The following is a 14595-nucleotide window of genomic DNA, read 5'->3' on the forward strand; positions in this document are numbered from 1 at the left end:
TTTCACATCATCTCCACATATAGCTTACAGCAAAAAAATCAATTTAATTCTATCTTTTACCATGGATACAACATTAAAGGGAGAAAAGAATGATGAATAATGAAAAACAAAAAAAAGAGAAAAAATCAGAAGATGGATGGTTTTATGGGCTTTTTAATGGTCAGACTCATACAGAAACCAATGGACCTTACTGTACCCCAGACCAATGTTTCATGAACAGCCCCCAAACATTTTCCAGTACTAATTTAATACCACCCCCAATATTCCCTCATACTGAGTTTAATAACACGATCAGTGAAGTTGTTAACTCTATTAAGCTATCAGAGCTATTTTCTCCTGAACTCATCCAATTAATTACCGATGCAGCGCGACAAGGCTTTTTGCTATCCGCATTAATCACTTTGGCCAATGAAGGAGTAACTGACTATTTGCAAGGTCTTCATTATCACCCTGATTCTATATATTGGATTAACCAAGCTATTCGAGCGCTTTTACTTATTGCACTCGGTACCTCCCCCATTCCTGCAATTGCAACGCCTATAGCTGGATATGTACTCAATACACATTTGGGTTTCAGTAAAGAAATGTCAAATCATATAACTACAGGGGTTACGCTGGGTATTAATCTGCTAACAACACCAATGAGTTTTATTGAAGCATCGATGAGTATAGGTACTGCTATAGGCACAAGTTTATTAGGAAGTAAGATTACAAAATCGGGTTACAATTTTGTACGCAATACCTTTTTCGAAAGTAAAAAAGTTGCAAGTATTCAAAAAGAGGAATCTCAAAATGTGCTTCAATTATCTTAGCCTATTGATTTTCCTCAATTTTAGTGGGGCAACTACTCCATATAACTAAAAATCAATACGAAAAAATAGTGCACACTTGATCCAGCATCTCGCGTTGCTCTGTTAATTTATCCTTATGAGAGTCCTCAAACATTAATTGTTCCGCTGCTGTCAATGCTGCATAAGGTAATGGTTTAATTACTGCAGCATAAAAAGCATTGTAATTTTCATCACCAAATAAGCTCTCATCTCTTGGGAGTTGCTTTATTTTTTGAACTACTTGGTCCATTTGTTTTTCCAACAGCTTCGTTTGTTCCGTTGCTTGCTCCACAAAATGATAAGCACCATATGCTCCTCCCAATACAAGCCCCAAGCCAATAACAGTAGGGATAAGAGAAAAAATAGAAGCTAAAATCAGCACTGCTCCCGTAGTAACCACCAATAAAGATAATGCGGTATTACAACCACTATCCACTGCGGACAGTAATTGCTGATTAAGCATTGAAACTTGTTGAATAAATGCAATCAAACCTTCTTTTTTTTCTTCAAAATGAATGTGATTGTAAATATTATCGTTATGACTTTGATGCCCCTGTATTGCAACTAGATGGTCGAGCATTTGATCAATAATGTAGGTGAGATCGGAAATTTTCCCTTTACGAATATAAGCCAGAGCAATATTATAAATAGTATTCGACCAATGAGGTTGTGGATTAATAAACTCTCGCGCATAAGCATTGAGTTGCTTGCTAAACTCCACGGGTATTTCCCCAATGTTAAGGCGATTATCTCTCCAAAAGGCCAATCCCCTAGAATACTTAGGTAAGCTATCAGCAAAAGTTTTATTTCTCACTGTCACTGTATTTAACAAAGCAACATACATATAAAATTTACCGAAATGATCAGTATTTTGCTTTTCAATTTGTTCGCATAATAAAGACAATTGATTTGAAGGCATTATATTTCTCTTATTACAAAAATTTGGCAATTATAATATAAAATAATGCAAAAGATAAATTATTCATCATTTGATAAAGGTAATTTCATTAATTGAACCCATAGATAGCAAAAGCACCGTTTCATCTAGAATAAATAGTTTCAATTTTAATTGGGCCAAGAAATGATGAGTATGTAATAATTATAAAATTATCTAAAGCGAGAATGTTCAATGCTCATTAAAAATATTTATGTTTATAACGATGCTGGGGTTAAAGAGTTAAAGCATGTACAGGTTACAGAAAGTGGCTTTAGGATAATTTTCAATCTCGAGGATGACTTATCACATCTTCAAGATAAAAAAATTATTGATTCTAAAGGCTGCTATTTTCTAATGCCCGGAATGTTAGACTCTCATGTACATGGTCAAGGAGGTATTGATTTCTCCGCTTTAGGCGATGAAACAAGTGATGAAAAATTAGAGCACATCGTCAAAACGCTAGGTAAAACAGGGCTTTCTTATGCATTAGCGACCCTGGTCTCTATGCCATTAACAGACTTAAAAAAATCATTAATTAAGATTAATGATTTTATAAAGAAAAAAGAGCAAAACCCTATTCCAGGGTGTACTCAAATCATTGGTGTACATCTAGAAGGTCCATTTATCGCCAAAAAATGTAAAGGTGCTCATGCTGAAGAGGCACTACAAGAACATATTTCAATGGAAAAATTTAGGGATATTATTGATGTCGCCCCTGATATTAAACATTGGAAAATAACAATTGCTCCTGACTTATTAGGTGCAGAAGATTTTATTAAACAGACAAAAGCACTTGAGCAAGAAGGAATCTTTGTCAAAGTATTTATTGGTCACTGTAATCCCGAGGATAAGGAGACCATTAGCCGAGCTATTGCAGCAGGCGCTTGTGGATTTACTCATTTAGGTAATGGTTGTCAAGAGACCTGTAGCAGAGAAACACGACAACTTACTTTAAATGATGCTCAAAGCCATGTAGTACAATGGATACTTGAAAACGCTGAGCAATGTCCCCCTGGTGTAGAACTTATTACTGATGGCGTACACTTATCATCCTCATTTATTTCTCTCATACAAAATACAATTAAAAACAAAATAATTCTTGTAACCGATGCCTTAGGTCCTACAGGTTGTCACGATGGAGTATATAAACTAGGAACTCTGGATATTCGTAAAGAGCAAAATAGTTTCTATTTAACAGATAAAGAAGGCAACTTTTTAATGAAAGAAAGTATATTGCCTTCTGGGGAAAAAGGCTTTGCAAAAACACTTGCAGGAAGTGCAGCATCATTATCTTTTTGTATCCAAAAATATTTTGAATCAATGGAGCAAGAATCTCCAGAAAATCGTATGGATTTTATATATAAGGCAATTATCACTAACCCTAGAATGACCTCTTTATCGATTGACGCGGTACAAAATTTACCGGATGACAAAAATTTTTCTATTTTCAATAATAATGGACAACTTATCTTGAGCTCATGTAATGGCCACGTCATAGAGCATCAGCAATTACAATGGCCTATATCAGGCATGCTTCATTATGGATTTTTATCCAAGCCCCCTACTCTTGAACACAGAGATACTGAGCGCGAAATAAATTACATCTGCAATTAATAACACTGGAAAATTACATCATTGTGACATCAGGTTGTTTTTATTTAACACTGAATATTATATGAATTACGCGCCCCCACTTTCGCCTAGAGAAGATTTTAGCGACATAAAACCTTTTATGTCGCCCTAGGTGCGTTTCAAAATAATGCCGACATTGGATAATAAATCTATAATTAGATCATGTAAAACACGCCCCGATCATTAAAAACAAAAGGATAATTGATTGAGATTTCGAAAAAAGGAATTAAATCATGCCTACAGACAATCATTTGAAAACGTATCAGCAAAAAAGAGACTTTAGTAAAACCAAAGAACCACAAAGCAGATCTACAAAAAAGAAAAAAGAAGATCATATTTTCGTCATTCAAAAACATGATGCCAGTCATTTGCATTATGATTTTCGCTTACAAATGGATGATGTATTGGCTTCTTGGGCTATTCCTAAAGGGCTTTCAACTGCTGCTAATGAGAAAAGACTAGCTATTCGTACTGAAGATCATCCTCTCACTTATGCTAAATTTGAGGGAGTCATTCCTAAAGGAGAGTATGGGGCCGGGGTAGTTATGGTATGGGATTTTGGCCATTATGAACCCATTATTGATGATGAAGAAAATAAAAAATCAATGCAAAAGGCATTAAAAGAAGGCTCTTTAAAATTTCGATTGTATGGAGAAAAAATAAAAGGAGGTTATGCTATGGCTCGTACCAATTTCAAAAAAGATAAGGAGCAATGGGTCATTTTCAAACTTGATGATGATCAAGCTGATGCACGTAAAAACCCAGTCAGCTCCGAACCAAATTCAGTATTAACTGGCCGTTCTTTAGATGAAATTGCTCAAGAAGGGCAAAAAAATGAATAAATTGGGAGTTAATGCTATGAAAATTGCTGGTATTGATATTTCATATGCAGATAAATTACTTTATCCAGATGACAACATTTCAAAAGGAGAGGTCGTAGAATATTTTTATAAAATTTCTGATTACCTTTTACCTTTTGTACAAAAAAGACCCGTAACTCTCAAACGATATCCTGAGGGTATCAACGAAAATGGTTTTTATAACAAGCATCGCCCCAATTATTTTCCTGATTTCATTAAAGAATTTACTGTGCCCACCCTACAAGATAATTCTGAAATGAAAATGGCGGGTATTAGTTCTAAAAAAGCGCTAGTCTATCTGGCAGCACAAGATGTTCTTGAATTACATATTTCATTATCCACAATATCTTCAATTGAAAAACCGGATCAAATTATTTTTGACTTTGATCCTCAAGATGACGACTTTGAAAAAGTTCGTGAAGCAGCATTTACTTTAAAAAAAATATTAGAAGAATATGATCTCACCACTTTTGTCAAAACATCTGGTTCACGTGGTCTTCATGTTCATTTGCCACTAAAAGCGCATTACAAATTTAATAAGATTAAAGCCATATCACGAAAAATAGCAGAAAAACTACATCAAAAATGTCCTAAAATAACTACTTTAGAACAAAGAAAAGATAAACGTGGCAATAAAGTGTTTATTGATTTTCTACGCAATGATTATGCCATGACTGCAATAACACCCTATTCTTTACGAGCTAGAAAAGGGGCACCTATAGCAACACCACTGGAATGGGAAGAATTGAATGATAATTCATTAAATCCTCGCTCTTACCATTTAAAAAATATTTTTCAGCGCTTAGAGAAAACAGAAAATCCCTGGAAAAATTTTAACAAGTATAATCGTAATAGAGACCTACACGATCTATTCGACTGAAGCCTCCCCTTTGGATCTTCAAAAAGTCATTAGATTTTTTGCAAAACGGAAAATTTCACTTCAATTCGTCCATCATCATCACGGATTGATTTCCTCTTAATCTTTAAAAACTCCTTGAGGATTAAGCATTTTATAGATTTCACCAAGGTGCATTTCTTCTTCTTGAATCATTTTTCTTGCAAACTCTTCAACTAGCACTGATTTTTTTTCCGCATGTTGTAATAATTGATGATATAAATTCAAACCCTCTTTTTCATGTTCAAGAGACTCTTCTAAAATATGACCAATATTATGTTCGTGAGTTTCTAATAATTTACCAATTTTAAGTGTTGGGTGATGAGAAAAATGAGTAATAAGCTCACCTATCATATGAGCATGATTAAGACACTCTTGAGCTTGATCACGCATCCATTTACAGATAGGAATACGATTAAAACCAAAGATCATAAAGGAGTAATGGGTATAACGCACTACGCCTGCCATCTCAAGCTCTAATAAGGTATTTAGAATTTTTATAATAGTATCATCAATTGCTTCGCCGCCAGCTCTTCCAGATGTCATATTCATTATCTCCTTTTTACTTATTTTAAAGTATAGAGTAATATTTTTAATTTAATCACTTGAAAAGGAAATTCATATGAAATCATCAAAAAATTTATTCGTAATAGGATTTATGGTAACCTTGGCAAATATTTTTTGGGGTACTAATAGCTTTGCAGCGTCAGCAAATGTCAAAAATGTTGAAAGTACATCCGATGAAATAAACATTTTGGCAGACATTGCTGTTATTGATAAAACTGAAATTATACTGGGAGTTGTTGCATCCAACAAAAAAGTAAGTGCAGATGTAATGGACTTTGCTAAATTTCTCATTGACCATCATGGTAGCAATCTGACTCAAGTCCTTGAAATGGCGCACAATCTTCATCTCAAGTCTCTAAACAGTAATCAGTCAAATAAGCTTGCCACAGAAGGCAATGAAGCAATGATGAAATTGGGAAGCTTACAAGGCAAACAATTTGATAAAGCTTACATTGATGCCATGGTAAAAGGGCATCAGGCTGCTTTAGATTTAATTGATACTCAATTAATGAAACAGGCTAAGACAGAATCCATTAAGAGCTTTCTAAGCAATACTCGTGCGGCAGTAGCACAACATTTAGACATGGCTAAAAAAATACAGCAAAACTTGCAACCTTAATCTTTAAAATATATTGGTGATTTGTAACGACAAAGATAGAAATTTCGTCGCCCTCTGCAAAAGCACTGCCTCTTAGTCACAAGTAAAAATCTTGGGAAAAGTCAGTGCGAAAGCAGAGGGTCTATAAAAAGACATGCTCCAAAGCAAATTTAGGTCAATATTTCACCAAATAGAATAAATAATATACAAATATACAATGCCTCCCCTAGTGTTACACTCTGTTGCAGTATTAGCTTGAGTTTAACACTAAAGAACTTCTTATAGCTTCACCCCGAATTCATATGCCCAGCAATAATCTAAATTAATGAGTATAATTAATTCATATGAACTGCAACAAGGATGTTTTTATGTATGAAGATCTGAGCACCCCCTATCAAGTACCCAAAAGTATTGCTTCCTTACAATTGGGAGGCATTCTTATTGAAGATAAAATATTAAAAAATGCTCCGGTTAATCTCGTACTAAAATCATTTAACCGACATGGCTTAATTGCTGGGGCTACTGGTAGTGGGAAAACAAAAACGATGCAAGTGCTTTCTGAGCAATTGTCTCTGGCTGGAGTCCCTAGTCTGGTGATGGATATTAAAGGAGATATTTCCGGTTTGGCAAAGTCAGGAGTTGCGACTCCAGATATCGAGGCTCGATGCCAATCCCTACAAGTATCATATACTCCACGTGGATACCCCATAGAGTTATTCACTCTAAGTAGTGTTCCAGGAATCCCCTTGCGCGCAACTATTTCTGACTTTGGTGCTCTTTTGTTTTCAAGAATGTTAGGAATTAATGAAACTCAAGCTGGAGTTATCACTATTATTTTTGAATATGCTAAAGACAACTCAATGCCTCTAATTGATCTACAAGATTTTAAAGCCTTATTGCAATACATACAAAGCAAAAAAGGAAATGCAGAAATAGAATCTCAATATGGTAGTGTTGCTACAGCTTCGATAGGTTCTATTATGCGAAAAATAGTCGAATTAGAATCTCAGGGTGGCCAACATTTTTTTGGCGAACCCGCTTTTAAAATTGATGATTTATTACAATATAACGAAAATGGCCAGGGAGTTATCTCCATTGTTCGTTTAATGGACATGCAAGATCGCCCCCAGTTATTCTCAACATTTATGTTAAAATTACTTACCGATATTTATCGCCAATTACCTGAATTAGGCGATCCTGATAAACCAAAATTAGTTTTATTTATTGACGAAGCACACCTAATTTTCAAAAATGCGAGCAAAGCCTTATTAAATACATTAGAAACCATTGTTAAATTAATTCGCTCCAAAGGTGTGGGCTTGATTTTTTGCACTCAAACACCAAACGATATTCCTGAGGCTGTTTTAGGACAGCTCGGATTAAAAATTCAACACGCACTACGCGCATTTACAGCAAAAGATCGACAAGCAATGAAATTAGTAGCTCAAAACTTCCCCCCATCAACCTATTATGATACAGAAAAAATGCTAACTACTTTAAGCATTGGTGAAGCTCTTTTGAGTGCTCTTGACGCTGAAGGAGAACCCACACCATTAATTCATTGTATGATTAGACCGCCAGAATCAAGAATGGGTATATTAACTGATAGTGAAGTACAACAAATGCTTAACGCATCTCATTTGTATCAACGCTATTTTCGTCCGCAAAATCCCTATTCCGCTGCAGAAATGCTTGCTGAAAAAAAGCAAAACACAGCAATGGATACCCCTCAACCCACACATGAGAAAGAGACAACCTCAGAGCCTTCTCTATTGGTAACAATGAGTAAGAATACATTAGTGAGACAACTTGCCCGAGATTTTTTTCATTGGCTATTAAAAAACTTAACGAAGCGTAGACAAAGATAAGCGCCACAATCTATTACATTTATAGCATTTATATACATACTAATTCTGGGCTATACAAATATGTTTATTTTTTATACAAAACCATGTGTCAATAGAGAACAAGCATCATTCTATTAAGAATGATGCGCTAATTGCTCATAGCAAACTGGCATCGACCTCCTCTCTTTCTTCTATTTCGCTTTTTGTCCTTAAGTTATTTCTTTGAGCTGTACTTTGAATTCATTTGTAGTTGTGGAAATAAATGCTTTAGACGCCTATTTATGCTCAAACGTTACCATAGAATAAGTTTCAGCTGTATAGTAGGGCTCTTGATCCACTTTATATTCTTTTGCTAATTCTGCTGCTGTTTTATGATCAACGCATTGAATTCCTAACTCTTTGCATACAGAAACAATCTCGTCCGGCTCAAAAAATGTTTTAAAAGGAGATTTTTTACTGGCAAACTCATCTAAAGTTTTTTCGAGGCATTTTTCTTTGGCGGATGAATCTAATTGCTGTGCCCCTGTTTGCATAAGAGTGTGCATATAATCGAACGTAATAACTAAGTGGCTAAACTGACTTGATAAATCACGTAAAATTCTTAGTACCTCTTCTTTTTCAAGATAAAATGTATTTCCTTCCCATAGAATTAAAGTGGGCTTTGTAAAATCAATATCATTGTTTGTTAATGCGGCAATTAAATTACCTTTCACATAATCGAGAGAGATGTAAGTGGCATTCTTATTAATATATTGTTCTGCATAAATCTGTTCTTTACAGTTTAAAATTTGGGGCTGATCAATTTCAAAAAAACGTACTCCAAATTGTTGCGTATATTTTATTTTGCGTGCGGGCAAAGTATCAAAGCCACTACCTAAAATGATAACCTGCTTTATTTCTTTGTTTTTCACGGCTTCGGATACAGTTTGTCTAAAGAAACGCGTTCTGGTAGCTAATGGCAACCACATTCTTTTATCGAGTCTTTGTTCTGCTTCCTCTTTTATTTGCTCATTAACAAAGTTCTGCATCAGAGGATCTTTAAATAAGTCTTTTTCTCTTGTACCTTGCTTTTGTGTTAGTACAGGCCAATTTTCTTTAGATTTAGCCTCATTCTTCCAATAGTTCGCTAATAATGAAGTCGTAGCAACATTATAATCTTTTAAAATTTTTTCACGCATACAGCAATTCTCTTATTTTAATAATTCATCTACAATCTGCTTGACGCCTGAATAATAGGCAGCATGGTCAGCATCTAAATATATAATATTATCGGTAACTTCTCTACTCATACGCAACTGATCACTTGAAAGTAGAGCCTGATCATAGCGACAAACTAAAGAACGTTTAGGAATACGAGCATATTTTTCACCAATATGAATTGTTTCAGTAAATGGTCGCATAGGCTGCGCCTGTAATTGAGACATCGCTTTTTGAGCATCCTCTCTTCTACAACAGTTAAAAAAAACATTGATTAAATCTGGTGAACACTGAAGGCGAATTTCTTGTAATAGCTCATCGATAATTAAAAAAGGCGTCAGATTATTTGATTCGGATTCTTGGGCTAATGAAAACAAAGACTTCTGATCGTGTGGGACATAGCCTGCGACAAAAATGAGTTCGCGAATGGCATCGGGAATAATTTCTGCAACCTCTGAAATAACTAAACCGGCCATACTATGGCCAACAAGGATCACCTGTTCTTGTTGCTGTTGAATTAATTGAACCACACTGCTCACGTAATCCGCTAAACCTATGGAACTACTACTTCTATGATTTTTTAAGCCATGACCAGGCAAATCAGGCATAAAAACTTTATGCCCTTTTAAGAAAAGCTCTTTTGCAATACGATTCCAGCACCAAGAAGCATGCCAGGCACCATGAATTAAAATAAATGTTTGAGCGTTTTGCATCACACTACACTATACGAATTACAAGAATCAATCATATCCGAATTCAATTTCTTTAGCTTGGTATCTAAGACCTGAAGAGCCAAATTATTTTTCAGCGCTAATTCAGGCCACTAAATAAATATCACTCTTTAGTGATATTTTGATTCTGTTAGACTGTTATAAAAGATAAGAATTATAATTTCATCATTTCAACAGCAAGAATAAGTAATATACATGCTCCAATGATATTGAAAACTGCCGATAATCGTTGTGGAATCTTTTTTGCTATACCCATACCCATTATAGTCGATGCAAATGCCCAACCACCTATAGAAATTAAGTAAGGCCATAATGGTTTATTAGAAACACCCAAACTAACCCCTACGGCAAGAGCATCTAAACTTGTTGCAATTGCAACGCTTAACAATTTGATAAGACCATGAAATTTAACGCCCTGTATCGTACTATTTCTGTTTTTCCATTCAACAAAACCCTCATAAAGCATATGGATAGAAACAGCGAGCAGTAATAAAAATGCAATCCAATGATCGATAGAGCTAAATTGAGAAATCACTTTTTCACCAGTTATAGCACCTATAAATGTAGCAATGAATTCTGCCCCACCCGATAAAAATGCAAATTTAAATGAGTCTCTTAATGTATGGGGTTTAAGTCCCATTGCGATGGCAGCTGAAAATGAATCTGCACTTAACACCAGCCCCAATATTATTGGTTCAAAAAAACTCATTTTTAATACCGATAGAAGTTTTTCAATTGAAAATATATTCTAAACAATCATTCACAAAAATTATATGATTTCAATTAGGTTCATTTGCTATCAAGCATCAAAAAAATATGTATTTCTTTAATCGTCCGATAATTAAAAAAACTAAGGAACGGCCGGTATGATGAAGGCTTTTAGTGAAATAATCCAGAAAATGAGTATCTCCGTATCTCGTTTTTCATTAAGGTTGTTCCCTACGTACTTGTTCACTTTTTAGCTGTTTGCAGAGCTGAAATGATTTGTTTTTTTAGTGTTAAGCTACCGATCGTTCACTAATTGACAAAACATATTCATCATAGCGATTTGCTCTATATTATTGGGTACAGAATCCAACAATGCCGGAGAATACACAATAATAGCCATACATTGTGCTCTTGAGATCGCAACATTAATGCGATTTTTGTCAAAAAGAAAATTTAAACCCCGAGGTGACTCATTAGCACTACTTGCGCACATACTTAAAAATACAATGGGCGCTTCTTGCCCCTGGAATTTGTCAACACTACCTACCCTTGCTTGATCTCCAAGGGCTGCTTTTAGTTTATTAACCTGAAAATTATATGGGGCAACAAAAAGTATATCCTCCCAATCAATTGTTCTTTGTTTACCGTTTTTGTCCCTAAAAGTTCGTCCCAACAATTCATGGGCTAAAGAAAAAATTTGCTCTACTTCTTCATCACTGCCTTGAGTATTACCTTCATGAATCACTGGTACAGCGATTATGCCAGCCTCCTTGTTCAAAATACCCTGATAACCATCTGGGATAGTTATCAATTGCGTATCATTTTCTGGAGCAGTTTCAAGCTTGCCTTCATATATAGCCTCACTAATAAATTGATTGACCGCCGAATGCATACGATAAGTTGTTCCCAAAAATATCCCCATTGAGTCAGGAATAGTCGGAGTTGAATGCAACAGATAATCGAGAATGGACAATCCACTATCTTCTGGATGACTGCCTTGGGAGGGTTGACCCAATTGCATCTGATCCCCCATTAAAATGATGTTAGAGGCAGATCTGCTCATAGCAATCAAGTTTGCAACACTCACTTGTCCTGCCTCATCAATAAAAAGATAATCAAATGCATGCTCCAGATCATCTCTAGCAAAGCCCCAAGCTGTAGTTCCTACGACACATCCTGGTTGCAAAAAGCCAGCGATACTCTTATTTTCCAGCACACTAATCTGCAATTCATCAATGATTGAGTCCGTGTTACGTGTACACGCAAAATGACCAATAACTCCTTCTTTATGACAATACTTGGCTGTATTAATCAATAAATTATTGATGGCTTTATGGCTGTTGGAGGATATCCCTACTTTTTTTCCTTTTTTAATCAGCTCTGCAATCAAATGTTTCCCTGTATATGTCTTGCCAGCACCTGGTGGACCTTGAAGAGTCAGATAACTATTATCCAGATTAATCACTGCCTGAATAATCTCATGCAATCGTTGATCTGGATCATGACTACACGATATTGCTTGACCAGGTATATGCCCCTTAATTCTTGGAATAGATTTACTCAAAAAATCCACGATAGCGGATTGAGCTAACGCTCCTTTTGCAAATGCCTCAGCCTGTTTTGTAATTGCTTGCGGTATTGGATCAGGATTAACATATTCATTTGGAATTAAAGTAACAGGACTATCAGGTTCATTTTTTATTTGCAGTGCAATAATCCCATGCTCCAAATCACTGCCTTCATCATAGCAAGTAGCCTTTATGTTTTTACCATCAGACGTCTCCTTTCCTAACAGATAATATTCTTTTGCATTCGCTTTGAATTCCTGATCCGGATCAAACGAATATTCGTAAACCAAATTTCGTGCTTTTGGAGCAGATTTATAAGGTGGTTTTTCAGTTCGCTGGCAATGGGCTAAGCAATCTATATCCTCAAGTAACTCTTCTTCGCTTAACCCTAATCGATCAAATAACCGCCAAAAGACAGGTTTGGATTCACGTCTATGAAATTCGATTGACCAAGCCATAACAAAATGAATTTTAGATAACTGTTCCTGGCCTTCGCTATGCAATTGTGAGGCTCGTTCAAGCAATCTGTCACGAAGTTTAATACGCTCATTAATTTCTTCTTTAATTTCAGGTTCGATCAATTCTGTTTTGCCAAGAAAACAAATACCACACTCCGCTTGTTTCTCTCTTAACCAAGTAACCAATTCCTGGGTCGAGTTACAATCATCAATATTATAAGAGCGAATATCGTTTAATATTTTTGATGTTTGCCAAGTATCACCATCAGGGTTTTCTCGCCATCGCTCGTAAACAACCACTGAATCGCCACCAGAACCTACTTCTGTATCTCGTTGAGCACGGTACAAATGTTCAACATTTTTGATTGAGTAACGCGGTTCCCCTATTAATAGCGCACCTTTTACGATTTTATATAAATCAACAAATACTTCATTGCGTAACAATTGATCCACTTCATACTCACACACTCCATATTTGCTCATTAACTTCCGGCAAGCAGTAATTTCATAGCTTGCATAATGGTAAATGTGCATAGAAGGATCTTGCTGCCATCTTTTATATACCCATTCAACAAATGATCTAAAACTTTCTTTTTCCTGATCCTTGTTATGGGCCCAAAAATCCATGTATCGACGCTGCTCATTCTCATCAAAATAAGTCACACCCCAAAGATATTCTAATCCTCCATCTTCTAAAGGAAACCCTTCGATATCAAAAAAGATATCATTTTTTGATTTAGGGGGTAGCAGAGCCAATCCCAGTTTTTTTCCATTTTCATGATTAATTAATTGATAAGCAGGAACATCCTTGCCAATGCTCTCTTTTTGAATTTTGGCCTGAGCTTTTAGGTGCTCGAATAATTCAGATTTTATTCCTTTTACAGTTTTATACTCACAATTAGCTAAAGCAGTCATAGTATGGATGCCTGCTTGATTTAATTTTTTGATTTGTCCCGAGGTAATAGTAGCAACCTGAATCAGATGATCTGCTTTTAATAGAAGGTGCTCTGCATGGGTGCTCCATCTTCCCCAACTTTTAGACAAAGCCGGATCTGGGCATTTAAAGGGATCGAATTGTTGATGTACTGACAAAAATTTGTGCTTAAGATTTTGGTAGAAATAAAAATAATCATGAAGCCGGAATCTTTTTTGTTCTTTGTTACCCAGAATGATGGTGATATGCTCTGCTCTTGCTTGTTGCATCTTCTGAAGCATTTCAGCATAACAACATAATTGCATCAAAAAATAGGACTTAACAGACTTAGCTAATTTAGTATCCCAAACTTCATAACAATAATCTCCAAAAATACTTTTACCTTGGACTTTAATCAAAAAATCAGCATATCCTCTAAACGGTAACAATTCCAAATGCGCCTGATAAATTACATCTATTCCATTTTTCATAGCATCTATAGTAGCGTCATATGAATCTGTTCGCTTGCGCAAATTAGTAATCGTTAATCCTCTTGCTTCAAAAGCGGCTAATACTTCTGATTCATGTTGATTTCCCATATCATGCAAGACGCTGAGCAACTCATTATTTTCATCAGCAGGAGGGAGTAACTCAGGATTTGTTATTGCCAGATGATCCATCCACGAAGCAAAAGGGCTATCCATAAACTGAGTCAAATCTGACGGTGAGAATACAATTTGATTGGATTCAAGATACATTAATTTTACCCTCATTTAATTAATGATGAATAGTATTAATAGATTTTTATTGTGAGTAAAGAAATGCGATTCATTAAATCAAATTTGATTTTTCTT

At 35.4% G+C, this 14595-nt stretch carries 12 protein-coding genes; 6 read left to right on the forward strand and 6 right to left on the reverse strand.

Annotation, left to right across the window (positions count from 1 at the left end):
• The first annotated feature begins 89 nt into the window (after positions 1–89).
• On the forward strand, positions 90–812 hold the full coding sequence (locus DYH34_RS12700) for a hypothetical protein (protein WP_058465571.1): 723 nt from the start codon (positions 90–92) through the stop codon (positions 810–812).
• Positions 813–864: 52 nt separating this feature from the next.
• Here DYH34_RS12700 and DYH34_RS12705 read toward each other — a convergent pair whose 3' ends face one another.
• The gene (locus tag DYH34_RS12705; protein WP_058465570.1) at positions 865–1749 is read right to left on the reverse strand and encodes a hypothetical protein; all 885 of its coding nucleotides are present in this window, start codon (positions 1747–1749) and stop codon (positions 865–867) included.
• 210 nt (positions 1750–1959) lie between these two features.
• Here DYH34_RS12705 and DYH34_RS12710 point away from each other — a divergent pair, with 210 nt between their 5' ends.
• The 3 genes from DYH34_RS12710 (at position 1960) to ligD (ending at position 5139) form a co-directional block, all read left to right on the forward strand.
• Positions 1960–3381 (forward strand): N-acetylglucosamine-6-phosphate deacetylase, encoded by a 1422-nt coding sequence (locus tag DYH34_RS12710; RefSeq protein ID WP_058465569.1) that lies wholly within the window; start codon positions 1960–1962, stop codon positions 3379–3381.
• A 251-nt stretch (positions 3382–3632) separates the two neighbouring features.
• Positions 3633–4241 (forward strand): DNA polymerase ligase N-terminal domain-containing protein, encoded by a 609-nt coding sequence (locus DYH34_RS12715; protein WP_058465568.1) that lies wholly within the window; start codon positions 3633–3635, stop codon positions 4239–4241.
• Positions 4234–5139, forward strand: coding sequence for a non-homologous end-joining DNA ligase (gene ligD / locus DYH34_RS12720; protein ID WP_238589533.1), 906 nt, complete (start codon positions 4234–4236; stop codon positions 5137–5139). The genes DYH34_RS12715 and ligD overlap by 8 nt, the downstream gene beginning before the upstream one ends.
• 96 nt (positions 5140–5235) lie before the next feature.
• Here ligD and DYH34_RS12725 read toward each other — a convergent pair whose 3' ends face one another.
• A complete protein-coding gene (locus DYH34_RS12725) occupies positions 5236–5700 on the reverse strand; it encodes a ferritin-like domain-containing protein (protein ID WP_058465567.1) in 465 nt (154 codons plus the stop codon).
• Positions 5701–5776: 76 nt separating this feature from the next.
• Here DYH34_RS12725 and DYH34_RS12730 point away from each other — a divergent pair, with 76 nt between their 5' ends.
• Both DYH34_RS12730 and DYH34_RS12735 read left to right on the forward strand, forming a co-directional pair.
• Positions 5777–6340 (forward strand): DUF4142 domain-containing protein, encoded by a 564-nt coding sequence (locus DYH34_RS12730; RefSeq protein ID WP_238589532.1) that lies wholly within the window; start codon positions 5777–5779, stop codon positions 6338–6340.
• A gap of 347 nt (positions 6341–6687) precedes the next feature.
• A complete protein-coding gene (locus tag DYH34_RS12735) occupies positions 6688–8187 on the forward strand; it encodes a helicase HerA-like domain-containing protein (protein WP_058465566.1) in 1500 nt (499 codons plus the stop codon).
• Positions 8188–8441: 254 nt separating this feature from the next.
• On the opposite strand, the gene DYH34_RS12740 is transcribed toward DYH34_RS12735, so the two are convergent.
• From DYH34_RS12740 to DYH34_RS12755, 4 genes are all read right to left on the reverse strand, one after another.
• Positions 8442–9344, reverse strand: a complete 903-nt coding sequence (locus DYH34_RS12740) for a class I SAM-dependent methyltransferase (protein WP_058465565.1) — start codon at positions 9342–9344, stop codon at positions 8442–8444.
• Positions 9345–9356: 12 nt separating this feature from the next.
• Positions 9357–10076 carry an alpha/beta hydrolase gene (locus DYH34_RS12745; RefSeq protein ID WP_058465564.1) on the reverse strand — a complete coding sequence of 240 codons (720 nt, stop codon included), beginning with the start codon at positions 10074–10076 and terminating at the stop codon, positions 9357–9359.
• A 172-nt stretch (positions 10077–10248) separates the two neighbouring features.
• A complete protein-coding gene (locus DYH34_RS12750; protein ID WP_058465563.1) occupies positions 10249–10803 on the reverse strand; it encodes a manganese efflux pump MntP in 555 nt (184 codons plus the stop codon).
• A gap of 294 nt (positions 10804–11097) precedes the next feature.
• Positions 11098–14499 (reverse strand): TM0106 family RecB-like putative nuclease, encoded by a 3402-nt coding sequence (locus tag DYH34_RS12755; RefSeq protein WP_058465562.1) that lies wholly within the window; start codon positions 14497–14499, stop codon positions 11098–11100.
• Positions 14500–14595: the final 96 nt, after the last annotated feature.

The organism is Legionella cincinnatiensis, from assembly GCF_900452415.1.
GTDB classification, from domain to species: domain Bacteria; phylum Pseudomonadota; class Gammaproteobacteria; order Legionellales; family Legionellaceae; genus Legionella; species Legionella cincinnatiensis.